The organism is Vibrio sp. TRT 1302, from assembly GCF_050113875.1.
In the GTDB taxonomy this organism is placed as follows: Bacteria; Pseudomonadota; Gammaproteobacteria; order Enterobacterales; family Vibrionaceae; genus Vibrio.
In genome coordinates this window covers 167,242-190,570 of the sequence record NZ_JBNJOF010000006.1, presented here as the reverse complement: position 1 = coordinate 190,570, position 23,329 = coordinate 167,242, and the positions used below count along the sequence as shown (strand labels likewise).

At 44.6% G+C, this 23,329-nt stretch carries 18 protein-coding genes and 1 other annotated feature; of the genes, 11 read left to right on the top strand and 7 right to left on the bottom strand.

Annotation, left to right across the window (positions count from 1 at the left end; genetic code table 11):
* Positions 1-455: 455 nt before the first annotated feature.
* The 3 genes from clpB to rluD all read right to left on the bottom strand — a co-directional run bounded on the left by clpB (position 456) and on the right by rluD (position 4,852).
* Positions 456-3,029, bottom strand: coding sequence for an ATP-dependent chaperone ClpB (gene clpB / locus ACQEXP_RS10985; protein ID WP_269377356.1), 2,574 nt, complete (start codon positions 3,027-3,029; stop codon positions 456-458).
* A gap of 111 nt (positions 3,030-3,140) precedes the next feature.
* Positions 3,141-3,869 carry a peptidoglycan editing factor PgeF gene (pgeF, locus tag ACQEXP_RS10980; RefSeq protein ID WP_426969849.1) on the bottom strand — a complete coding sequence of 243 codons (729 nt, stop codon included), beginning with the start codon at positions 3,867-3,869 and terminating at the stop codon, positions 3,141-3,143.
* A gap of 2 nt (positions 3,870-3,871) precedes the next feature.
* Positions 3,872-4,852 carry a 23S rRNA pseudouridine(1911/1915/1917) synthase RluD gene (rluD, locus tag ACQEXP_RS10975; RefSeq protein ID WP_269377359.1) on the bottom strand — a complete coding sequence of 327 codons (981 nt, stop codon included), beginning with the start codon at positions 4,850-4,852 and terminating at the stop codon, positions 3,872-3,874.
* Between the two features lie 134 nt (positions 4,853-4,986).
* On the opposite strand from rluD, the gene ACQEXP_RS10970 reads away from it, so the two are divergent.
* The 7 genes from ACQEXP_RS10970 (at position 4,987) to yjjX (ending at position 13,358) form a co-directional block, all read left to right on the top strand.
* Positions 4,987-5,712: an outer membrane protein assembly factor BamD gene (locus tag ACQEXP_RS10970; RefSeq protein WP_269377360.1), complete on the top strand. Its 726-nt coding sequence runs from the start codon at positions 4,987-4,989 to the stop codon at positions 5,710-5,712.
* 114 nt (positions 5,713-5,826) lie between these two features.
* Positions 5,827-7,251, top strand: a complete 1,425-nt coding sequence (locus ACQEXP_RS10965; RefSeq protein WP_426969847.1) for a transglycosylase SLT domain-containing protein — start codon at positions 5,827-5,829, stop codon at positions 7,249-7,251.
* 343 nt (positions 7,252-7,594) lie between these two features.
* Positions 7,595-7,921: a ribosome hibernation-promoting factor, HPF/YfiA family gene (gene hpf / locus ACQEXP_RS10960; RefSeq protein WP_138971358.1), complete on the top strand. Its 327-nt coding sequence runs from the start codon at positions 7,595-7,597 to the stop codon at positions 7,919-7,921.
* Positions 7,922-8,036: 115 nt separating this feature from the next.
* Positions 8,037-8,156: a sequence feature (Phe leader region), on the top strand.
* Between the two features lie 13 nt (positions 8,157-8,169).
* Positions 8,170-9,348, top strand: coding sequence for a prephenate dehydratase (gene pheA, locus ACQEXP_RS10955; RefSeq protein ID WP_269377364.1), 1,179 nt, complete (start codon positions 8,170-8,172; stop codon positions 9,346-9,348).
* A 147-nt stretch (positions 9,349-9,495) separates the two neighbouring features.
* On the top strand, positions 9,496-10,530 hold the full coding sequence (locus tag ACQEXP_RS10950; protein WP_269377365.1) for a polyamine ABC transporter substrate-binding protein: 1,035 nt from the start codon (positions 9,496-9,498) through the stop codon (positions 10,528-10,530).
* Positions 10,514-12,859 carry a putative bifunctional diguanylate cyclase/phosphodiesterase gene (locus ACQEXP_RS10945; RefSeq protein ID WP_426969844.1) on the top strand — a complete coding sequence of 782 codons (2,346 nt, stop codon included), beginning with the start codon at positions 10,514-10,516 and terminating at the stop codon, positions 12,857-12,859. The genes ACQEXP_RS10950 and ACQEXP_RS10945 overlap by 17 nt, the downstream gene beginning before the upstream one ends.
* On the top strand, positions 12,825-13,358 hold the full coding sequence (gene yjjX / locus ACQEXP_RS10940) for an inosine/xanthosine triphosphatase (RefSeq protein WP_426969842.1): 534 nt from the start codon (positions 12,825-12,827) through the stop codon (positions 13,356-13,358). The genes ACQEXP_RS10945 and yjjX overlap by 35 nt, the downstream gene beginning before the upstream one ends.
* A 23-nt stretch (positions 13,359-13,381) precedes the next feature.
* On the opposite strand, the gene trpR is transcribed toward yjjX, so the two are convergent.
* Together trpR and sltY are read right to left on the bottom strand one after the other, a co-directional pair.
* Positions 13,382-13,678 carry a trp operon repressor gene (gene trpR / locus ACQEXP_RS10935; RefSeq protein WP_138971363.1) on the bottom strand — a complete coding sequence of 99 codons (297 nt, stop codon included), beginning with the start codon at positions 13,676-13,678 and terminating at the stop codon, positions 13,382-13,384.
* Positions 13,679-13,693: 15 nt separating this feature from the next.
* Complete coding sequence (sltY, locus tag ACQEXP_RS10930; RefSeq protein WP_426969840.1) at positions 13,694-15,649, bottom strand: murein transglycosylase; 1,956 nt, start codon at positions 15,647-15,649, stop codon at positions 13,694-13,696.
* Positions 15,650-15,908: 259 nt separating this feature from the next.
* Between sltY and ettA the strand changes: the two genes are divergently transcribed.
* The 3 genes from ettA to ACQEXP_RS10915 all read left to right on the top strand — a co-directional run bounded on the left by ettA (position 15,909) and on the right by ACQEXP_RS10915 (position 19,134).
* A complete protein-coding gene (ettA, locus tag ACQEXP_RS10925) occupies positions 15,909-17,576 on the top strand; it encodes an energy-dependent translational throttle protein EttA (RefSeq protein WP_269377369.1) in 1,668 nt (555 codons plus the stop codon).
* A 169-nt stretch (positions 17,577-17,745) separates the two neighbouring features.
* Complete coding sequence (locus ACQEXP_RS10920; protein ID WP_269377370.1) at positions 17,746-18,117, top strand: PilZ domain-containing protein; 372 nt, start codon at positions 17,746-17,748, stop codon at positions 18,115-18,117.
* Positions 18,118-18,129: 12 nt separating this feature from the next.
* The gene (locus tag ACQEXP_RS10915; RefSeq protein ID WP_426969838.1) at positions 18,130-19,134 is read left to right on the top strand and encodes a peptidoglycan DD-metalloendopeptidase family protein; all 1,005 of its coding nucleotides are present in this window, start codon (positions 18,130-18,132) and stop codon (positions 19,132-19,134) included.
* A gap of 49 nt (positions 19,135-19,183) precedes the next feature.
* On the opposite strand, the gene tyrA is transcribed toward ACQEXP_RS10915, so the two are convergent.
* Both tyrA and ACQEXP_RS10905 read right to left on the bottom strand, forming a co-directional pair.
* Positions 19,184-20,311, bottom strand: a complete 1,128-nt coding sequence (gene tyrA / locus ACQEXP_RS10910; protein WP_269377372.1) for a bifunctional chorismate mutase/prephenate dehydrogenase — start codon at positions 20,309-20,311, stop codon at positions 19,184-19,186.
* Between the two features lie 24 nt (positions 20,312-20,335).
* The gene (locus ACQEXP_RS10905; RefSeq protein WP_138971369.1) at positions 20,336-21,409 is read right to left on the bottom strand and encodes a 3-deoxy-7-phosphoheptulonate synthase; all 1,074 of its coding nucleotides are present in this window, start codon (positions 21,407-21,409) and stop codon (positions 20,336-20,338) included.
* A gap of 240 nt (positions 21,410-21,649) precedes the next feature.
* Here ACQEXP_RS10905 and ACQEXP_RS10900 point away from each other — a divergent pair, with 240 nt between their 5' ends.
* Positions 21,650-23,326 (top strand): LytS/YhcK type 5TM receptor domain-containing protein, encoded by a 1,677-nt coding sequence (locus tag ACQEXP_RS10900; protein WP_426969836.1) that lies wholly within the window; start codon positions 21,650-21,652, stop codon positions 23,324-23,326.
* The last annotated feature ends 3 nt before the right edge of the window (positions 23,327-23,329 follow it).

The following is a 23,329-nucleotide window of genomic DNA, read 5'->3' as shown; positions in this document are numbered from 1 at the left end:
ACATAAGTAATGTTTGAATTGACTGTGCTGAATCTTTCGATTCAATGGTCACTTCGTTTCATTGAAACCTAATTTGATACCGAAGTATCGAATTGGATTATCATCAACGAGTGCCCACACAGATTGATAGGTCTATATTTTTAAAGAGCTTTTGTTTTGAGGTCTTCTCAAAACGGACGGCCATTTTATCGAGATAACTTTCAGTGTCAAACACTTTTTTCGTTATTTCTTCGAAAGTTATTAGTTAACTTTCACCGTCGTTATTGCCAGCGCTTATTAGCTCGGTATCCCGTGGCAACGGAGGCGCATTATAGGGAGTTTCCAAATGAGCACAAGAGCTAAATTCAAAAAAATATCGTTTTTCGCATCGTTCGCTCACATAACAAACAATACGCCTAAAAACAGAGCAAAAGGGCCTTAAAAAGGCCCTCTTGATAGTGCTGTAATAGCTGTAATTATTGGTGAGCAATAATCTGATCGTTGTTCACCAGCAATTTAACTGGCAGATCCGGTACAACTTTACCTGCCAAAATGGCTTTCGCCAGCGGGTTCTCAACACTTTGCTGAATGGCTCGTTTGAGTGGTCTTGCGCCATATACTGGATCAAACCCAACTTGAGCAATAAGTTCCAGCGCTTTGTCAGAGACTTCTAACGAGTAACCTTTCTCTTCCATCCGTTTAGATAAACGTGCTAGCTGAATAGAAGCAATCGCTTTAATGTGGTCTTGACCCAATGGGTGGAACACTACGCTTTCATCAACTCGGTTTAGAAACTCTGGGCGGAAGTGTTTGCTCACCACATCCATGACTTGCTGTTTCATGCCCTGATAATCAACGGTTCCAAAGTTTTCTTGGATTCGAGTCGAACCTAGGTTAGAGGTCATGATGACCACTGTATTGCGAAAATCGACCGTTCTACCCTGCCCATCCGTTAAACGGCCATCATCAAGCACTTGCAGCAAGATGTTAAAGACATCAGGATGCGCCTTTTCAACTTCATCCAACAAGATAACCGAATACGGTTTGCGGCGAACCGCTTCTGTCAAATAGCCACCTTCTTCGTAACCAACGTAACCTGGAGGCGCACCTACCAATCTTGCCACTGAGTGTTTTTCCATGAATTCAGACATGTCGATACGAACCATCGCATCTTCACTATCGAACATGAATTTAGCCAGTGTCTTACATAGCTCGGTTTTACCTACCCCTGTTGGGCCTAAGAATAGGAATGAGCCAATTGGCTGGTTTGGATCCGACAAGCCTGCACGACTACGGCGAATGGCATTGGAGACTACCTCTACCGCTTCGGTCTGACCAATGACGCTCTTATGCAGTACATCTTCCATGCGGAGCAGTTTTTCTTTTTCTGCTTCCAGCATTTTCGAGACTGGTATCCCTGTCTGCTTAGACAGAACATCGGCAATTTCATTGTCTGTGACCTTATTACGCAGTAGGGTCATTTCCTGCATTTCAGCTTGAGTCGCAAGATCTAGCTGTTTTTCTAGTTCAGGGATACGCCCATACTGCAACTCGGACATTCGGTTAAGATCCCCAGCTCGACGGGCAAACTCCATATCCATGCGTGCTTGTTCTAGCGCTGACTTAATATGCTGTGTTCCCGACAGAGCCGCTTTTTCTGCGTTCCAAACTTCTTCAAGTTCCGCAAACTCTCTTTCTTTATCCGCTAATTCTTCGTTTAAGATAGTTAGTCGTTTTTCACTGGCATCATCATGTTCATTAATCAGAGCCTGTTGCTCGATTTTGAGCTGAATGATTTTACGCTCTAACTTATCTAGAGATTCCGGTTTAGAGTCGATTTGCATACGGATGCTGGAAGCCGCTTCGTCAATCAAATCGATGGCTTTATCGGGTAGTTGACGATCTGATACGTAGCGATGCGATAAACTCGCCGCTGCAACAATCGCAGGGTCGGTAATTTCAACGTGGTGATGAAGTTCATAACGCTCTTTAAGTCCGCGCAAGATCGCCACGGTATCTTCAACACTTGGCTCATCAACGATGACTTTTTGGAATCGACGCTCCAACGCAGGGTCTTTTTCTATGTATTGACGGTACTCATCAAGTGTCGTCGCACCAACGCAATGCAACTCACCTCTTGCTAATGCAGGCTTAAGCATGTTGCCTGCATCCATAGAGCCTTCTCCTTTACCGGCACCAACCATCGTATGAATTTCGTCGATAAAGAGGATAATGTTGCCCTCTTCTTTTGACAGTTCATTGAGAACCGATTTCAGACGCTCTTCAAACTCACCACGATACTTAGCACCTGCCACCAGCGCTCCCATATCGAGCGAGAGCACACGACGACCGCGCAAACCTTCCGGTACTTCGTTATTAACGATACGCTGCGCTAAACCTTCAACAATCGCTGTTTTACCAACGCCCGGCTCACCAATTATGACGGGGTTGTTTTTGGTACGACGCTGCAAGACTTGAATGGTGCGGCGAATTTCGTCATCGCGGCCAATAACTGGATCGAGTTTCCCTTGTTCAGCGCGCTCTGTCAGATCGATGGTGAATTTTTCCAGTGCTTGGCGAAGCTCTTCCGCATTCGGATCATTCACTTTCTGTCCACCTCGAACCTGATCGATAGCTTCAGATACTTTGGTTTCAGTTAAGCCTAGCTCTTTCAGCAGTGAGCCCAACTGACCTCGGTCTTCTAATGCAGCTAATAGAAAAATCTCTGATGAGATGTAGGCATCTTGACGCTTCTGAGCCACTTTGTCGCACAGGTTAAACATGGTTCCCATAGCGCTAGAGAGCTGCACATCGCCACCAATACCACTCACTTTCGGTAAACGGTCAAGGATCTCACTCAACTTCGAGCGCAAATGAGTAATGTCTACATTTAGCATGGTGAGCAAGGGACGAATAGGACTGCCATTCTGATCCATTAATGCCACCATCAGGTGCACTGGTTCAATGTATTGATGATCGCGGCCCAATGCCAACGATTGAGCGTCAGATATGGCGATTTGGAATTTGCTTGTGAATCTGTCAAGACGCATATCTACCTTCCTATCTCAACTGAGAAAAAATAACTAATCAGTATGAAAGATGGATACGCCAATAGAGTTTTTCAAGGGGAGGAATAGAGTTTACGGTAGGAAATAAAGCGATTATTTTTCTATCCAGATAAAGGTCGCTTGTCTACCTGTGATGCCATCTCGGCGATAGGAATAAAATCGTTCAGAGTCAGAGTAAGTACATAAATTGCTATAAAAGATGTGTTCAACACCGACTCGACGCAATCGTTGGGTAACAAGTAGGTTCATGTCCGCTAGCCATTTCCCCTGCTGAGTTCGGGGTTCAAAGGCATCAATGGCTCGTGGTTCGACGCGAGTAAATGCCTCTACGACATCTTGGCCAACCTCAAATACACGTGGGCCAATGGCAGGACCAATCCACGCCATAACCTCACCCTCAAACTTTTCGACAGCATTTTCGACAATGCCGTGCGCTAATCCTCGCCATCCGGCATGAACCGCGGCGACTTGAGTACCTGACACGTTGGTCAGTAGTACTGGTAAGCAGTCAGCTGTCATTGCCGAGCAAACGACGCCTTGGTGCTTAGTAAACGCTCCGTCAGCATCCAGAACGTCATTGGTTGGAGCATCTAAGTTAACCACCACCGTCGAGTGGGTCTGATTCAGCCATACTGGCGCAGAAGGCATAGACGCTTTCTGCGCCAACCAATGACGATTTTTCTCAACGATCGCATAATCATCACCAACATGAGTCCCAAGATTTAGTCCTTGATAAGCGCCAACAGAAAAACCTTCTCCTCGAGTAGAGGAAAACGCTTTTATATGTTTCGCTGCTGGCCAGTTGGGGATGATCATCTCCATGGTTAGATCTCGTCGCCTAAACCATGTTCACGAACGTCTTGTCGCAGAGCTTCTGCCATGGCAACCATGTCATCTGGTACAGGCGCATGGAATTCGACTTCTTCGCCTGTAATAGGATGTTCAAACTTTAGCATCACCGCGTGAAGGGCTTGACGGTCGAATGAACGAATCATTGTCGCCAACTCTTCTGTCGCGCCCGCTGGAATACGCGCACGTCCACCATAGGCAGTATCACCTAACAGAGGGTGCTGTAGGTATGACATGTGCACACGAATCTGGTGCGTACGACCAGTTTCAAGACGCAGACGGATACGGGTATGCTCACGGAAGTGTTCTGCTACTCGGTAGTGCGTTACGGCTGGTTTCCCCATTGGGCTTACCGCCATTAGGGTACGCTTCGTTGAATGACGACCAATAGGTTGATCAACTCGCCCACCAGCGGTCATTCGACCAATAGCAATCGCTTCATACTCACGAGTAAAGTGACGCTTTTTCTGCAAAGCACGAACTAATCGTGTTTGTGCCGGAACTGTTTTTGCTACAACCATCAAGCCCGTTGTGTCTTTATCTAGACGGTGAACGATACCTGCACGAGGTACTTCGGCAATATTTGGGTAATGGTGGAGTAAAGCATTCAGCACAGTACCATCTGGCGTGCCTGCTCCTGGGTGAACAACAAACCCTCGTGGTTTATTGATCACTAGAATGTCATCGTCTTCATAAACGATATCTAATGGAATATCTTGCGCTTCCCAACGCTGTTCATCTTCAAGTTCCGCTTGCAGAATAATCTCTTCACCGCCCATCACTTTGGTACGAGGTTTGGTGACGACTTCACCATTCACCTGAACTTTCCCGTCTAATAGCCACTCTTTGAGGCGTGAACGAGAGAAATCAGCGAATAATTCCGCAATAGCCTGGTCTAGGCGCTGCCCTAGTTGGCTATCTTTTACTGTGTTTGTTAACTCAATCTGCTGGGCCATATCGAACTTTTTTAAAAACTGTGAGACTAATTGTCACTACTGTGGAAAAATGTACTATTGGACATTGTATCTGTTACGGAATAGAAAGTAACGGAAGCAACAGAAATATTTATCTCAAGGAATCGAATCCTGACATGAAAAAGCATACTTTATCTGGCTTGTTGGCATTATCAGTACTGGTAGGCTGCTCTAGCAGCGAAGAGGTTGTTCCAGATGTGCCACCATCTGAGCTTTACTCAGAAGCACAGGTTTCGCTTCAAAGTGGTAACTGGCTTACTGCCATTGATAAGCTTGAAGCACTCGACTCTCGTTACCCATTTGGTGCTTACTCAGAACAGGTTCAGCTAGACCTAATTTATGCGTACTACAAAAATGATGATCTAGCATTAGGTCTCGCAACGATTGAACGCTTTACACGCTTAAACCCAACGCACGAAAAATTGGATTGGGTTCTTTATATGCGTGGTTTGACACACATGGCACAAGACCGCAACTTTATGCATGACTTGCTTAACACTGATCGTAGTGATCGTGATCCAGAGCCAGTGAAAAAAGCCTTTGCTGACTTTAAAAAACTGCTTGAGCGCTACCCAGATAGCCCTTATGCAGAAGACTCACAAAAACGTATGTATGCGCTAAAAAATCGTCTTGCTCAGTACGATTTAGCAACGGCTGACTTTTATCTACGCCGTGAGGCTTGGATTGCCGCGATTAACCGCACCCAAGAATTGCAAAAAACCTATCCAGACACTGAAGCCGCTCGTAAATCACTAGAGATTCAATTGGAAGCCTACAAGCAACTAGGACTTGAAGATGCGATCAAAAGAACTGAGCAACTGATTGAGCTTAACCCTCAGTAAGCGTCTATTAAATAAAGCAAAAAAACCTCCGACATGGAGGTTTTTTTATTGGCGAACTTTGCGCATGTTGAACTAAAGAACTACATTTTATTCAGTGTATTGTTGAGGTGTTGCATGCTACGAACCGTTGCTATTATTTCTTTACTGTGCTTTTTCATCGGAAACGCGCAGGCCTTGTCACTTTCACCACTACAAAAACAACCCTATTTTGGTGATCTCTCTCAGCTGGAGAAAAAAGGGGTCATTAGAGTATTGGTCGCTGCGGATTTAGGTTTCTACTATATAGAAGATGGCCGCCCGAAAGGTATCCTTGCGGAGCTCCTTTACCATTTTGAAAAAGAGCTTAGGCAACGTTCTTCCTACTTCAATTTACAAGTGATCCCCGTTCACCGTGATGAACTGCTTCCTGCGCTAGTTGACGGTTACGGTGACTTAGCCGTCGCCAATTTAACCGTGACCGAAACCCGAATCGATCAAGTCGCCTTTAGTGATCCTGTGCTGACTGGCGTTCAGGAGTTACTCATCACCCACAAAGATGAGGCACCAATAGAAGAGCTATCGCAGCTAAGCGGTCGAGATATTTGGGTACGTGCAAGTTCGAGCTACTTTGAAAGCATACAAAAACTCAACCAGAAACTAGAACAGCAGTCACTCCCTCCAATCACAGTCCGTTTTGTCGAAGAAACACTTCAAGACTACGAACTCATTGAAATGGTCAACCAAGGCCATGTTCCAGCCACCGTGCTAGACAGTCATAAAAGTGAGTTGTGGTTGAAAGTGATGGAGAATATTCAGATTCACTCGTCTCTTCCTCTCAGAACAGATGGTGAAATTGCGTGGGCGATGCGCCAACAAAGCCCCCAACTTGCGACCTTTGTAAACCAGTACCTCAAGGATTATCGCTCCGGCACTTTGCTTGGGAATGTCATCTATGCCAAATATCTTGGCAATACAAACTGGCTTAAACGAATTCTCAACCCCAATCACATCAATAAACTTGAGTCTCTCTCACCGATCTTTGATATCTACTCAGAACGATACCGTTTTGATTCATTAATGATTTCGGCTCAAGGTTTTCAAGAATCAGGGCTGGATCAGAGTAAAGTCTCGCACAAAGGCGCTGTTGGTGTGATGCAGGTATTACCCAGCACGGCAAAAGATCCTAATGTAAATATTCCTGATATTTATCAAGTAGATAACAACATCCATGCAGGTGTGAAATACATGCGCTTTATCAAGGACCGATATTTCAATGACGACAATATCCTTCCGGATGATCAAGTCTACTTTACACTAGCCGCTTACAATGCAGGGCCAGCCAATATTAGGAAAATGCGACGACTCGCTGAACAGAATGGTTATGACCCAAACAAATGGTTTCGCAACGTAGAAATCATGGCTCGAAGAAATATCGGCAGAGAGCCCGTTCACTACGTATCCAATATCAATCGCTACTTTGTCATCTACAAACAGCTCAAATCTCTAAAGCAGCTAAGAGAGCAGCAAGCATCACAAGCTCAATTAGTGACCATTGAATAGAACTCAAGAGTTATTTGACGTTCGGTAGAGAAATAAAGCAGAAGAAAATCTGGGATTTAATTCACAAATGATAGGTGGCTAAATGATAGGCAAAGACTTTTATTAGGTCGAACAACGTCCCTAAAAAGCATTGAATTTTTAGCACGTTACCCTTACCAATCTAATCAGTTTTTCATCTAGCACAAGCTTTTTCACACTAAAATTCACGTACTCTTTGAGTTGGATCACGTTTAGTTTTAAGCACGAAAAACACCTATCAATAGGTGATCTAGATCACATTATTTTATCTTTGAATAAGTAATCTGGAGTTAACCCATGAGGGATGAAACAGAGGAAAACATCTATGAAAGTAAATATCACTGGTAAAAATATCGACATCACCTCTGCAATCCGCACTCATATTGAGAGCAAGTTTAAGAAGTTAGAAAAGTGGCAAGTAGACATTATTGGTTGTCAGGCAACGTTCAGCGAGGAGCCAAATAAACAGAAGAAATTTGAAGCTGTTATTACCGTGCCAAAAGGACAACTAGTTGCTTCCGCTACTCACGAAGATTTATATGCTGCCGTTAATGAGGTAGAACAAAAGTTAGAACGTCAGCTAAACAAACTGCGCCACAAACCTGAAGCGCGCCGTACCGATAAGCCAGAGCTTGAAGAAGAAACGGAATAAAATCGAATTTTGTACCAGCAATTAAAAATAGCGCCTAGGGGCGCTATTTTTTTGTTGACGCTCCATACTCCGTTGCTTATTGTGTTTAAAGATTCACAACAAAGTAAATTGTTATGCACCAAATCACTCTGTTCTTTTTTGACTTCTTTTTTCTCCATTAAACTTGGGGGCTCTCGCGTTTTCGAAAGATAAGTCAAAAACGAACAGAAAGCCTCCCACGGGAGGCTTTTTTTATGAGGAATACTAGGATGACTGACCAAAAATACTCACTTGAAGAAATACGACTGCGTTTAAACGAACTGGATGATCAGCTACTAAGACTGTTATCTGAACGTCGTAAAATGAGTATAGAGGTCGCGAAAAGTAAAGTGCAGACCTCAAAACCGGTGCGAGATGCCGATCGAGAACAACAGCTATTAGTTAAGTTGATCAATAACGGACAGGATAAGTACCAACTTGATGCTCAGTACATCACCAAGTTATTCCACACCATCATCGAAGACTCTGTTTTACTACAGCAATCATACCTGCAAAATTTGGCAAACCCAGAGCTGAGCCGCAAGCCTCTGGCTCGTGTAGCATTCCTCGGCTCAAAGGGCTCATACTCACATCTCGCCAGTCGAGAGTACTTCAGTCGCAAGAACACAGAACTGATCGAACTGAACTGTGAACACTTCAAGCAAGTCACTAATACTGTTGAGTCAGGTCATGCAGACTTTGGTGTACTTCCTATCGAAAACACCAGTTCAGGTTCAATTAACGAGGTGTATGACCTACTGCAACACACTACTCTATACATTGTGGGCGAGCTAACCTTGCCTATCGAGCATTGCTTAGTAGCGAACTCGGATCTACGTCTTGAAGAGATCAAAACGCTCTACTCACACCCGCAACCACATGCGCAGTGTAGTGAGTTCTTGAGTAAACTCGAAGGCGTTAAGCTTGAATCTTGTGCCAGCACCGCCGACGCAATGAGAAAAGTAAAGGAACTAAACCGCAATGATGTGGCAGCGATTGGCAATGCGTCTAGCGGCAAGCTGTACGGTCTACAGCCTATCCAAAGTAATATCGCCAACCAGACAGAAAACCATACTCGCTTTATTGTCGTGGCTCGTAAGCCGGTCGAGGTATCTGCGCAAATCCCCGCGAAGACCACTTTAATCATGTCAACGTCCCAAGAAGCGGGCTCACTGGTTGAAACACTGTTGATACTGCAACGTTACGGCATCAATATGACTAAACTGGAATCACGTCCAATCATGGGTAATCCGTGGGAAGAGATGTTCTACGTCGACCTCGAAGCTCATTTAGACTCTCAACAAATGCAGCAAGCGTTGAATGAATTGACTAAGATCACTAAACATCTGAAAGTATTGGGGTGTTACCCAAGCGAAAATGTGAAGCCCACTCAGGTTAAATTGCAATAATTAGTCTACGTAGCTCAAAGAAATCTTATCTAACAGCTGACACTTTTCACTAATATTCTTAGTATCTAACATTTAGTTGCATATTAGTGTTGTGTCAGCTCCATTCAGCTGATCGTAAGTACTCTTTTAAGGTATCGCCCAGTCAGCATGAGAACTTCGTTGTTATCCTTAGTGTTTCTGATCAGTTCTTCAGTTTGCGCTTCTTCATTAAGCGTTTACATGTGGGAAGACTCTCTCTCACCAACCGTACGGAACAATTGGGAAACCCAGTCGGGTGTGCCACTTCATCTCTCTCATTTCGATAATGATGACGAGCGTAGTCTATTGATGATGAAAAGTTTCCAGCTACCATTTGATGTCGTCGTACTCGACAATGTATCGGCACAAATTTACGGAAGAATTGGCGCTTTTGAAGAGTTAACTCAGCTAAAAAACAGAACGAATAATGCAGCGAGTTGGAACCAAGCGTGCGGTGACTACGCCGTTCCATATTTCTGGGGATCGGTAGGCATCGCTTACCGCAAAGATCGCATCTCTATACCACCAAAAACTTGGCAAGGTTTTGTGACTCCTCCACCAGAGCTAGTAGGTAAAATCGGTATGATCAATGACAGTACTGAAACGTTCTTACCCGTTCTTTATAGCCTTAACATGTCACCGACAACCGCTAACCCAACTGAGTTGCAAGAAGCCTATCCTAAACTGCTCGCTTTCAATCGAGCCGTTCATACCTACGAATATATTCTCAGCCATATCAGAAGCCAATCTGACGATGCCCCTGTAGAAATTGCCTTAGCCTACAGTGGCGATCAGCACTCATTGAACCGCTACCTTGGTCAAAATCTATGGGAATACGTCATCCCTGAAGGGGAGATGTTTATTTGGGTAGACTGTCTGGCTGTAAGCAGCCACTCTGAGAACAAAGCACAAGCAGTGAAATTTTTAGAGTATTTAATGACGCCAGATGTCGCTGCAAAAAATGCACTCGATATTAAAGCTGCAACTCCGAATATGAGAGCAACGGAACTCTTACCCGACTGGTATCTAAACGATACAACGTTATTTCCACCAGCCAACCGGTTAGAGCATGCTCTTATAGATAGCGAACTCTCGGCAGAAAACATCAGTCTAAGAGCAAAGATAATTAATAGGTTACTAAGTCAACATGAAGTTAAACACTAGAGTCCTGTTACTCGTTGCGCCCGTCATCCTATTAAGTGCGGCTATCTCTAGCTATAGCATCTATATGAATCAAAAGGACGCATTCATAAAGCGTGAAAACAGCTACTTGCAGTTTTCTATGGAGAAGCTCGCCAGCCATTTTCGTCAATCTATCTCATTGATCAATAGTTACTCGCTTACCTTAACTAAGAGCGACATTATTCGCCGTTACTTCGGTCAGCCGGATAATCCTTATCGCGAGATGAGAATGATTGAAAGCCTGCAGGACACCATAAAGAGCCTGCAACCCAATCAAGAAGATGACATTGCTGTTGCCATTATAGATGGTCAACAGAATGTTCGTTTTTATGCGGACAATCAGAGTGATCCTTTTGCCAAGCTCGATGATAACGTTTTAAAGTATGTGCAGCATTTCTATCAAAGCACTGGTGACAACTCTCACACTGGTTTCGCCAAAGGTTATCAAGGTCAAAGTATCCTGATTCGCTATGATGTGCTTGATGCTCATACTCTTAGCTCACCCTTGAGTTACAACAAGGATCAAATTTTCTTTGTTGTTGTGTCTCTCTCATTGAGCAAATTTGATCAGCTCAAAAGTAGTCTGGAATTCGACAACGACAGCAGTATTTTCTTTTCTTCGCAGCCAGTGACCAAGTCCGGATTAACTCAATCCATTGAGCTTAAAACAGGACTTTACGCAACGTTAGATCCCGCACAATACCTAATAACAGAAAAGCTCGCTAAAGTTGAACAGCGTTTGCTGCTTTCCTTTGGTGCCTCTTCGGCTGCCACGGTGCTAATCCTACTGTTCTTACTCTACCGTCACGTCATCAGTCCGATCACCCATCTTGATCGTCAACTGCGAGAAGTCGAACTGCGTCAACGTGTTAATATCGAGAAACTCACCAGTAACAATGAAATTGGTCGCCTTTCTGTTCGTTTCTACGATATGTATAAAGAACTCAATTCAAGCTACCAAAAAACCAAAGCGATGGCTGAAAATGACCATTTGACTCAGCTCGCCAATCGCTACCAATTCCAAGTGTATGTTGAGCGCACACTCGCAAACAAACATCGCTATACTCACGCTTGGATTCTGTACATCGATTTGGACAATTTTAAATACGTCAACGATAAATATGGCCACCATATCGGGGACTCATTGCTGGTCAATTTTGCCGAGCACATTCGCACGCTTAGCCAAAATAAAGAGAAACACCATGACATTGAATGCATGGCATCTCGTCTATCTGGTGATGAGTTTGCCATTTTCATCGCCGCCGGCCACGACGGTCAGTATGCTGATCACATTGCACAAGCGGTATTAGAACCGATTCAGAATCATGCGGATCCTAAACTAGGTCGCTTCCCGATTACCGCCAGTATCGGTATCGCTTCTTACCCAGATGACGGCATGGTGCTGGCAAAACTACTTTCAAACGCCGATACGGCAATGTATCAAGCTAAGCGAGCAGGTAAAAACCAAATCGCTCACTATTCGAAGGAGCTTGATGATATTGTCCAACGTCGAGCTCAGGTAGAACGCGCGCTGCGCAATGGTGACTTAGACAATGAATTCACGTTGCTCTACCAGCCTTACTATGATCGCCTAGGTGAAAAGATAAAAGGTGTCGAGGCGTTATTACGCTGGGATTCTCCGAAACTCGGCAAGGTGACACCAACTGAATTTATCCCCATTTCTGAACAGATTGGGCTATTTGGTATGATCGACCGTTGGGTTATAAAACAAGCTTTCAAAGATTTTTCCAAATTGCAGACTTGCTTTGACGAGCCGATCCAGCTGTCAGTCAACCTTTCTTCTGCGGAGCTTGATTCACTACAGTTAGCGCACGATATTGAAGAGCTGATGTCCTTGTATCCGATACAGGCTGATTTGATTGATTTTGAAATCACAGAAACATTCGCATCCGATTCACAAAGCTATAGCTTACTCTATGCTTTGGCGCAGATGGGCTTTAAGTTGACGATTGATGACTTTGGTTCCGGCTACAGTTCTATTACTCAGTTAGTCGAATACCCTGTACAGAAAATTAAGTTTGACCGTGAGTTTTTGGAAACCTTAATCAAAACCGATAATCAACAAGTTGTGAAACCACTGGTTGATCTTTGCCATTCTCAATCTATGATGGTGACCGCTGAGGGGATTGAATCACCAGAGATGCACCGTTGGTTAGCAGACAATAAATGCGACTATATGCAAGGCTACTATCTCTCTGCTCCTCTGCCTTTATCCCAGTTACAGTTTGCTCAAACTCAATCCAAAGGAAATCGAGATGTCGAAAAAGAAGGTGATTGTAGCATCGCTTAATCCTGCCAAAATCAATGCGGTTAAAAGTGCCTTCGAAGCCACTTTTCCAGCTGAGAAATTTGATTTTGTCGGTACAAGTGTTCCAAGCGAAGTTGCAGACCAACCGATGAGCAATGAAGAAACATATACCGGTGCCATAAACCGAGTCCGTAACGCCAAACAAGTTGTCCCTGATGCCGATTATTATGTTGGTTTAGAGGCTGGTATCGAAAGTAATGTCACGTTTGCTTGGATGGTCATTGAATCCGCGACTCACCGTGGAGAATCGCGCTCTGCCAGTTTGATGTTGCCACCAATGGTGATAGAGAAGCTCAAAGACGCGCATGAATTGGGCGATGTGATGGACGAGGTATTCGCGACTGAAAATATTAAGCAAAAAGGTGGGGCGATCAGTTTACTGACTCATAATCTGCTGACGCGCAGCTCCGTATATCATCAAGCGCTGATTCTCGCCTTGATTCCTTTTGCCAATCCTGATCACTTTCCAGCGAATCTGTAAAAAATAAGGATGCAAATGCATCCTTATTTTTTATTCAGCAACTGAGCAATCGCCTGTTTTTCATCAGGACTTTTTGATTTTAGTTCATTGGAACCACGAGTGATGGTTGCAATACCAACACCTAGCATCTGGCTTATCTGTCGCTGTGACAACTCCCCTTTCAGTAACTCACGGAAGATGTTGACTCTCGCCACTAAAGCCTCTCTCTCATCAGGAGTCAGTAGCATGGTTAGTAACATTTCATGCTGTTGAGATTGAGTGCTTTGGTCAATCAGGTCTAAGATCTGCTGCCACTCTTTGTATTCTGGTTCCAATGACATTTGATAAGGTGCTCGCTAATATTTCGCGTTCAGCTCATGCTGATTCAAGAACGCCCCATCCACTCCTAAGACTTCGCGATAGTAAGTTTCAAACATTAAAATGTTCTGCACATATCCACGTGTCTCATTGAATGGTATCGCCTCGATAAATGCATAAGCGTCTAGTTTTCCCTGGGTCTGATTTCGCCAGGTTTTCACTCGATGAGGTCCTGCATTATACGCGGCTAACGCAAAAATTCGATTGTTATCGTACTGTTTTAGCAGTCCATCAAGATAATGGCTGCCAATTTCAATGTTCTTACCCACTTGGTACAAATCATCTTTGCCCTGATACGTCAGCTTATACTTTCTCGCCGTGTACTTAGCGGTTGAGGGCATAATCTGCATAATTCCACGAGCACCAACGGGGGATTTCGCTTCGATATCCATCGCACTCTCTTGGCGAGCCAGAGACATCAATGTTATTGGGTCGATGCTGTGTTTATCTGCATAGAAATCAAACCACCAGCGATGAGCGACTGGGAAACGAATCTGCAAATTATCCCACATTTGTGCTTTGATGCTCGCAGCAACGGTTAAATGGTGCCAGCCTTTGAAAGAAGCAAATGCAGCCAACATCTCTTGCTGTTTCTTATCTGCTCGTTCAAGTAACCAACGCCACTCACTTTTCGCTGCGGTAATCTTATCGCGATCAATCAGTTCTTCTATTCTTATCAGCTCGGTAGAAAACCCTTTAAGCTGACTCTTATCTAGTGAAATTTCTGAGGTTGGATATTCGACCGAACGCTTAAGTTCTTTCGCAGCAGCCACGCTGTAAAAGTTACGCTGACCAATTAATCTCTCTAATCGCTGATGGCCTTGAGCTTTCTGACCTGACTCTATTTCACTGCGCCCTAACCAATACTGCCAACGGAGAGTTTCCTGAGAAGGCTGAGGTAACTTGTGAATCCATTTATCAACACTTGGCCAATCTGCCATTTGGATAGCGAGCCGCACACGACGCTCTATCAATGCGACGTTTGTTGACCTTGCTATCTGCTTGTCACGCCATTTAGCTAATGATGAAGAGTCCGTATTAATGAGTCGAAACGAGATGTAGTCCGCCAATGATTGCTGAGTATCCTCCGTCAGCTTTTGTCCTTGAGCCACCAAGCTAAACTGCTGCTGAGCTTGTTCGACATCTTTACGTGCAAGCTTCTTCAGAGCCAATTCAGCCAGTTTCTGATTAAAAGGCGTTACCTGCTGTTTTTTTGCAAATGCTCCAACTCGTTTGGGGTTCCCAAAGAGATCCTGCATTTGTTCCGCTTGGCCTGTCGCCTGCGACGACTTGACCTGTTTCTTCAGGTAGCTCATCAGGGTACCGTTGCGTGCTTCAAAAGCGAGAAGCATGCGCTCAACGACCATTTGATCACTTTTCAGCCCAGCTTTGTCCCATGCCTCAAACAAAGAATCACAAGCATCCGCAATACTGTGCCCAGATAACCAGAGTTTTTCAGCCCCCTCGAATGCTATTTTTTCATTTCCTTGTTGAGCATGCGCATTGTAATAGTGGCATTGATACGTCTCGCCACGAGGCTCACTCGTTTGGAACGCTAAAATGGTCTTCCAATCACCGTTTTTTGCCAATTCATCCAGATACGGGGCTCGAATTCGGGCTGAAAAAGGGAAACTTTGATGCTCTTGAATAAATGACTCAACCTCTGTTGGCGAGCGCTGTGCGATGTCAACGAGAAAGGTGCGGTAATCGATGTAAGGCGTTAGCGGGTAGTCAGCGATTTGTGGACGAATTTTAAGATACTGAGCGACTTGCTTGGCATCTAAGAACTCTTGAGCTTGGTCATACAAATCTCTTTGCTGTTTTAAATCAGCAGCCACCACAGATGTGGCAAAGGTTGCGCTGCATATCATCGAAGAAACAAGAGCTAGCGATGAAGAAATGCGATGCAGCGACTTTCGGAAAGTCTGCGTCATAAAGGCTCGTCCTAGAGAATAGAAAGCTATGATGTTCCTTATTAAGACTCATTGTAATCAGACCTGTAAAGCGCGGAGATGTAAATAATAATAAATTCACATAACTGTGACATTTGGCTTGCTTTAGGTGAAGCATTGCGCGCTAAATCACCAATAAATTACACCGACAGCGAAGCACGCCGTTTCTCTAGTAACAAACTGCTCGCTCTTAGTATAAAATAACCATTTCCGTGAATTGACTATTTAGGAACGATCGGCAATGGCTGAATACGTATATACCATGTCGCGCGTGAGCAAAATTGTGCCACCAAAGCGACAAATTCTTAAAGACATCTCTCTAAGCTTCTTCCCAGGCGCAAAAATTGGTGTTTTGGGTCTAAACGGTGCGGGTAAATCAACCCTACTGCGCATCATGGCTGGCATTGATACAGATATCGATGGTGAAGCACGCCCACAACCAGGCCTAAACGTTGGCTACCTTCCTCAAGAACCTGTACTGGATGAGTCGAAGACTGTACGTGAAATCGTTGAAGAAGCGGTTTCTGATGTAGCCGGTGCAATGAAGCGTCTTGACGAAGTATACGCTGCGTACGCTGAACCAGATGCCGACTTTGATGCGCTAGCAAAAGAGCAAGGTGAACTTGAAGCACTGATTCAAGCAAAAGATGGTCACAATCTAGATAACGCGCTAGAACGTGCTGCAGATGCACTGCGTCTGCCGGAGTGGGATCAGAAGATCCAACACTTATCCGGTGGTGAGCGCCGTCGCGTAGCGATCTGTCGCCTACTGCTATCAAACCCAGATATGCTTCTTCTTGACGAACCAACTAACCACTTGGATGCAGAATCTGTCGCGTGGCTAGAACGCTTCCTAGTTGATTATTCAGGCACTGTTGTGGCCATCACCCACGACCGTTACTTCCTAGATAACGCTGCTGGTTGGATTCTAGAGCTAGACCGTGGTGAAGGTATTCCATGGCAAGGTAACTACACTTCTTGGCTAGAGCAGAAAGATGCTCGTCTACAACAAGAAGCTTCACAAGAGAAAGCTCGTCAAAAGACGATTGAGAAAGAACTTGAGTGGGTACGTCAAAACCCGAAAGGTCGTCAGTCAAAATCTAAAGCACGTATGGCTCGCTTTGAGGAACTACAAAGCGGTGATCGTCAGAAACGTAACGAGACTAACGAACTATTCATCCCGCCAGGCGAGCGCCTAGGTGACAAAGTTATTGAAGTGAATAACCTGACTAAGTCATTTGACGGCCGAGTACTGATTGATAACCTTTCATTCAGCATCCCTAAAGGTGCGATCGTTGGTATTATCGGTGCTAACGGTGCAGGTAAATCGACGCTGTTCAAGATGCTAAGTGGCACTGAACAACCAGATTCAGGCACGATTGAAATGGGTGAAACAGTTAAACTTGCTTCTGTTGACCAGTTCCGTGACTCAATGGATGACTCGAAAACCGTTTACCAAGAGATTTCTGAAGGCGCAGATATCATCAAGATCAACCACTTCGAAATTCCTGCACGTGCCTACTGCTCTCGCTTTAACTTCAAAGGTTCAGACCAACAGAAGATAATCGGTGAGTTATCAGGCGGTGAGCGCAACCGTGTTCACTTGGCTAAGCTTCTAAAAGCTGGCGGTAACGTACTGCTACTCGATGAGCCAACCAACGACCTTGACGTTGAAACGCTGCGTGCACTGGAAGAAGCTCTACTTGAGTTCCCTGGCTGTGCAATGGTTATCTCGCACGACCGTTGGTTCCTAGACCGTATCGCTACTCATATCATTGACTACCGCGACGAAGGTCAGGTTAACTTCTACGAAGGTAACTATACTGAGTATATGGATTGGTTGAAGAAAACCCTTGGTCCAGAAGCTGCGGAACCGCATCGAATCAAATACAAGCGTATTGCTAAATAATGTGATACCGCTTGAAATTTGTGCAAAGGCCGCTAATATAGCGGCCTTTATTATATAGCTCACAATACGGATAATTGTCCGTGTTGCGATCGCGAAGAATGCGAACAAGCGCGCATAGTGGCCACTTTAGTTTTGATACTCTTACGAGTTGCAATTAAGAGAGAAAATTATGATCGAACGCCGTCGTTTTTCGCGTATTGTTTACCAAGCTCAAGCAGTACTGACACAAGAGTCCGTTGAGGTAATCGCCCTTGTCAGCGATCTTTCGCTACACGGTTTATTGCTTACCAGTGAACAATCGGATTTACTCGATGCAGGTAAACAAGTTGATGTTGAATTTTCGCTTCCAGGAAGTGATGTTACGATCCAACTTGTAGGGAATATTGTTGGTCTTAATAACAATGTGATTCGTCTGAGCATTGATCACATTGATATTGAAAGTATCGGGCATTTGAAGCGGTTGGTCGAACTAAACGTAGGTGATGATGAGCTCTTACATCGAGACATCGAACACTTATCTGATTTAGGTGAGTACACCTAGCCTAACTAGCTTATGTCAAAAAAAATTACTATTTCTATCCCTGACTCCTCAGGGGTACAACACTTCTATATCTCAAGAAAAAACTTCATTATTTCCTCTATGCTGCTGATCGGTACGCTAGGTTCTGGTGGAGTTTATTTCTGGCAACAACAGCAGAAAACGCAGCAAAACTACAATGCTCTGCTCGATCAACTCAGCTCAGTAGAACAAGCCAAAAACGAACTCGAGATGCTCTACGAAGAGCAAGTGGACACCACCCATTCACTGTCTCAAGAGTTGGAAGATAAGCGTAACCAGATTCAAGTCCTCGGTAAACGAGTCTTTGACGTAGAGTCTGTATTGGGACTCGCAGATGAAACACTTAGCGATGAACAGAATCTTGAAGACCGTCTTGATGCCGCAGCGGTTGACTCAGCCGTACGTGCGACCATGTTCCGCATGATCCCAAATGATTCTCCGCTCAACTACCAGCGCATATCTTCTTCATATGGCAGACGTACGAACCCAATTACAGGCAAACGTCATACTCATACGGGCATCGACCTGACATGTAAACGCGGCGAAGAGATTTATGCTCCAGCTGATGGTGTTGTAGAAACCGTGCGCCCGAGTTCAAAAGGATTTGGTAACTTTCTCACCGTTCGACACTCATTTGGTTTTATGAGCTCTTATGCTCACCTCGCCAAGTTTAAAGTTCGCAGTGGTCAGTTTGTGAGTAAAGGGGATCTGATCGCCACTTGTGGTAACTCGGGTAACTCTACAGGGCCGCACTTGCATTACGAAGTACGCTTTTTAGGACGAGCACTCAATCCGCAATACACGATGGATTGGACGCCAGAGAACTTTAACTATCTTTTCGAAAAAGAGAACGGAGTCAAATGGGCACCACTGGTAAAAATCATCGATGAAACAGTGCGATTACAAGTCAATCTGACCAATACACCGTATAGTGATAACTCGGTGAGCACGGTGAAAAACGAACAGGCTTCACAAGCAGAACCTGTGGTGATTCAATAATTGCGATCAAAAAGAGCGACTGAACGTCGCTCTTTTTACATCCCTACCCCTATCCTCTGTGGATGGAGTCATTGGCTTGCTTCAACAAGTTTTGGCTCTCCTCAAGGAACTGCTGCGAGTAGTCTCCGAACCAGTCACTGACTTTGTCAAAGCTCTCAACAAATGCCTGTTTGTCCTTGCCATCAAGAATCTCCAAAGCTTCACCAAAACAACGGTGAAAGCGCTTGATCATGTCGATATTCTCTTGAGAAGAGAGAATGATGTCACCGTACAAATTCGGATCTTGACCAAATAGTCGCCCAACCATAGCAAGTTCTAAACGGTAGATAGGTGAACTCAGCTTGAGTAGCTTATCGATATTGGGGTTTTCACGGCTAAGGTGAAGACCGTAGGCAAATGAAGTAAAGTGGCGTAGTGCCTGAATCAAGGTCATACCATGATCATGCTCACTCGCATCAATCTGACATAAGCTCGCGCCCCAAATAGAAAACTGTTGCAGCAACCATTGGTAGCTCTCTTCGCCTCGCCCATCACAGTAAACAATCACCTGCTTAGCCAAACTTGGAACATCAGGACCAAACATTGGGTGGAGACCAACCACCGGCCCTTGATGCACATTAAGCATCGCTTGTAGTGGCTTAGACTTAATCGAGGTTAAATCGCACAAAATACAATCTTTAGGTAACTGACCCAGTTTCTCAATCACACCTTCGGTAAGATGAATGGGAACCGTCACCACAACCATCCCAGCATTTTCAAGCATTTCATCAGCTCGATCCCAGTCTTTGCTCCCTAGCACTTTAACGTCGTAACCCGAAAGCTTAAACATACGACCAAACAAGCCACCAAGCTGACCGTGACCACCAACAATCACCACAGAGCGAAGCTCAGGATTAAGGCATTTGAAACCAGAATCTTTCTCACTGGCATAAGATTCACGCATTGTGCGACGAAGAATATCTTCAATGAGTTGAGGTGGCACGCCTTTCTTTTCTGCTTCTTGACGACGTGAAGCCAGCATTGCCGCTTCACGATCTGGGGCATAGATAGGTAAGCCGTGTTTACTTTTCACTTCACCGACTTTCTCGACTAACGCAAGTCGCTGGGCTAACAAATCCAAAATCTGTTTATCTACTGCGTCAATCTGATCACGCAACTCATTCAATTCAACGGCCATTGATGTTCCTTGTGCTCTTCTACATTAGCCTTTCAAACGATTTTCTAGGAAAGGGACTAGCTCTTCATGTGCATGGCGTAATAGTGCCTCAGTTGTATCCCAATTGATACAAGCGTCGGTGATAGAAACACCATATTGCATCTCACTTAACGGAATATCAGATGACTGATTGCCCTCGTTAATATGACTTTCGATCATTAGGCCAATAATCGATTTGTTCCCTTCACGAATTTGGTGGATCACATCTTCTGCAACCAAAGGCTGACGGCGGAAATCTTTACGTGAGTTGGCGTGGCTACAGTCCACCATCAGTGAGGCTTCCAAACCATGCTTGGCCATATCCTGCTCACACTCTGTCACAGAAACTGAATCGTAATTGGTCTGCTTACCACCACGTAGGATCACATGACCATTTGGGTTGCCTTGAGTCGTCAGTAAAGCAACCTGACCTTCACGGTTAATCCCCATAAAGCGGTGGCTTGAAGAAGCGGCTTGCATCGCGTTAATTGCCGTTGCTAGGCTACCATCTGTACCATTTTTAAAACCAATTGGCATGGAAAGACCACTCGCCATTTCACGGTGAGTTTGCGATTCAGTGGTGCGGGCACCAATCGCAGCCCAGCTGAAGGTATCTGCCAGGTATTGTGGGCTGATTGGATCCAGAGCTTCAGTTGCTAATGGAATATTCATTTCAGCAAGGTCGACAAGTAGCTCACGGCCAACATGAAGACCGTGCTCAATGTCAAACGAGCCATCTAGATGTGGGTCATTGATCAAACCTTTCCAGCCAACTGTTGTACGTGGTTTTTCGAAGTAAACACGCATTACAATATACAGTTGGTCACTCAGTTGTTCTGAAAGTGCTTTAAGACGCTTAGCGTATTCCTTCGCAGCATCGATATCGTGGATTGAACATGGTCCGCATACAACAAGTAGACGGTGGTCTTTCTTGTGGATGATATTCGCGATGGTTTGACGTGATTCTTGAATAGCACGACGAGCTTTGTCACTAAGAGGCAATTTTGCCTTGAGCTCTTCTGGCGTAATCAGAACCTGTTCATCACTAATATTGATATTGCTCAATTCACTTTTTTGCATAACTCAAACCTGTATATTTATTTTTACACCAAGATTCATCCGTATCACTTGGCCTTGAATAACTATAAAATAACAGCCCAAATTCAGATTGCAATATGTAAACTAAAAAAAACACCAATGTAAATTTATATTTACACCAAAGGTTTTGACTGGTTTTAGCGAAGAATGATGAGATAAGCATGTTTTCTCTGCGGTTTGTTATCTAGAATAAGGGATAAATCCACACCTAATTTTATTACTATGGATCTGATTCTTTCCTTACTACAGCAGATGTGTGTCTATTTAGTGCTGGCTTACATGCTTAGTAAGACCCCTATTTTCCTGCCATTGCTGAACATATCCAACCGACTTAGCCACAAGCTGAGCGTCTACGTACTGTTCTCTCTATTCTGCATTATGGGGACTTACTTTGGTTTGCAGATCAATGATGCCATTGCCAACACCCGAGCGATAGGCGCGGTAATGGGTGGACTCTTTGGTGGGCCTATTGTGGGTTTTTTTGTAGGACTAACCGGAGGCTTACACCGCTACTCACTCGGAGGCTTCACCGACTTGGCTTGTGCAATATCAACCACTGCCGAAGGATTGATTGGTGGCTTACTGCATATCTACCTGCTCCGTAAAGGAAAGTCTGAACAACTCTTTAATCCAAGTGTGGTTTTTGCCGTTACCTTAGTGGCAGAAATCGTCCAGATGCTGATCATCCTGATCGTCGCTAAACCTTTCGATCAAGCGTATAACTTGGTCTCTGCTATTGCAGCTCCGATGATCATCGCTAACTCAGTCGGCGCCGCCTTGTTTATGAGTATTCTGCATGACAGAAAAACCATCTTCGAAGAGTATTCAGCCACGTTTTCACGGCGTGCACTCAACATAGCTGAACGTTCTGTGGGTATTCTGGCATTAGGATTTAACAGCCACAATGCAGAGAAAATAGCTCGAATCATCTACGAAGAAACCAACGTTGGTGCTGTCTCTATTACCGACGATGAAAAGATTCTAGCCTTCGTAGGCATCGGGGATGATCACCATAAACCAAATACCCCGATCTCTTCACAAAGCACATTAGATGCGATTCAACAAAATGACATTATCTACCTCGACGGTAAGGAAAAGCCTTATCAGTGTTCTTTATCGTCTGAATGTAAGCTTGGTTCGGCGCTCATTATTCCCTTACGTGCAGGAGAAAGAGTGATTGGAACCATCAAGTTGTACGAACCCAAGCGAAAACTGTTTTCTACCATCAATATGTCGATGGCAGAAGGGATTGCTCAATTACTCTCAAGCCAAATTCTATTTGGTGACTACCAACAGAAACAAACCTTGTTATCTCAAGCGGAAATCAAGCTACTCCATGCACAAGTAAACCCGCATTTCTTGTTCAATGCTCTCAATACTATCAGCGCAGTTATTCGTCGAGATCCCGCGAAAGCAAGAGAGCTTATTCAGCATCTTTCGCATTTCTTCCGTAGCAATCTCAAGCAAGATATCGAAACCGTTACCCTCAAAGAAGAACTTGCCCATGTGAACGCCTACCTGACCATCGAAAAAGCGCGTTTTACCGACAGGCTTGAGGTGACGATAGACATCGAAGAAAGTTTACTCAGTCGCAAAGTACCAACATTTACCCTTCAGCCACTAGTAGAAAACGCCATCAAACATGGGATATCAAATTTGCTAACCGGAGGCGTTGTTCGCGTCTACAGTCAGATCGAGCAAGAGGGTTACCGTATCGTTGTTGAAGATAACGCGGGCAGTTACTCTCCCCCCGCTGATGACCATCTAGGATTAGGCATGCAAATCGTAGACAAACGTCTCACGAATAAATTTGGTCGTGCTTCGGCTCTCACTATTGAAGTAGAACCGGACAGACTTACGCGAATGAGCTTTATCATTCCCAACGAACACTCTCATTAAGGG

What these genes read in the sequence shown, in the direction of transcription:
- pheA (WP_269377364.1), top strand. Translation starts at nt 8,170, where the DNA reads ATGACTGACCAAAAATACTCACTTGAAGAAATACGACTGCGTTTAAAC.
- ACQEXP_RS10950 (WP_269377365.1), top strand. Translation starts at nt 9,496, where the DNA reads ATGAGAACTTCGTTGTTATCCTTAGTGTTTCTGATCAGTTCTTCAGTT.
- ACQEXP_RS10970 (WP_269377360.1), top strand. Translation starts at nt 4,987, where the DNA reads ATGAAAAAGCATACTTTATCTGGCTTGTTGGCATTATCAGTACTGGTA.
- ACQEXP_RS10965 (WP_426969847.1), top strand. Translation starts at nt 5,827, where the DNA reads ATGCTACGAACCGTTGCTATTATTTCTTTACTGTGCTTTTTCATCGGA.
- sltY (WP_426969840.1), bottom strand. Translation starts at nt 15,649, where the DNA reads ATGACGCAGACTTTCCGAAAGTCGCTGCATCGCATTTCTTCATCGCTA.
- rluD (WP_269377359.1), bottom strand. Translation starts at nt 4,852, where the DNA reads ATGGCCCAGCAGATTGAGTTAACAAACACAGTAAAAGATAGCCAACTA.
- ACQEXP_RS10945 (WP_426969844.1), top strand. Translation starts at nt 10,514, where the DNA reads ATGAAGTTAAACACTAGAGTCCTGTTACTCGTTGCGCCCGTCATCCTA.
- ACQEXP_RS10905 (WP_138971369.1), bottom strand. Translation starts at nt 21,409, where the DNA reads ATGCAAAAAAGTGAATTGAGCAATATCAATATTAGTGATGAACAGGTT.
- ACQEXP_RS10915 (WP_426969838.1), top strand. Translation starts at nt 18,130, where the DNA reads ATGTCAAAAAAAATTACTATTTCTATCCCTGACTCCTCAGGGGTACAA.
- ACQEXP_RS10900 (WP_426969836.1), top strand. Translation starts at nt 21,650, where the DNA reads ATGGATCTGATTCTTTCCTTACTACAGCAGATGTGTGTCTATTTAGTG.
- ACQEXP_RS10920 (WP_269377370.1), top strand. Translation starts at nt 17,746, where the DNA reads ATGATCGAACGCCGTCGTTTTTCGCGTATTGTTTACCAAGCTCAAGCA.
- trpR (WP_138971363.1), bottom strand. Translation starts at nt 13,678, where the DNA reads ATGTCATTGGAACCAGAATACAAAGAGTGGCAGCAGATCTTAGACCTG.
- clpB (WP_269377356.1), bottom strand. Translation starts at nt 3,029, where the DNA reads ATGCGTCTTGACAGATTCACAAGCAAATTCCAAATCGCCATATCTGAC.
- pgeF (WP_426969849.1), bottom strand. Translation starts at nt 3,869, where the DNA reads ATGGAGATGATCATCCCCAACTGGCCAGCAGCGAAACATATAAAAGCG.
- hpf (WP_138971358.1), top strand. Translation starts at nt 7,595, where the DNA reads ATGAAAGTAAATATCACTGGTAAAAATATCGACATCACCTCTGCAATC.
- ettA (WP_269377369.1), top strand. Translation starts at nt 15,909, where the DNA reads ATGGCTGAATACGTATATACCATGTCGCGCGTGAGCAAAATTGTGCCA.
- tyrA (WP_269377372.1), bottom strand. Translation starts at nt 20,311, where the DNA reads ATGGCCGTTGAATTGAATGAGTTGCGTGATCAGATTGACGCAGTAGAT.
- yjjX (WP_426969842.1), top strand. Translation starts at nt 12,825, where the DNA reads ATGTCGAAAAAGAAGGTGATTGTAGCATCGCTTAATCCTGCCAAAATC.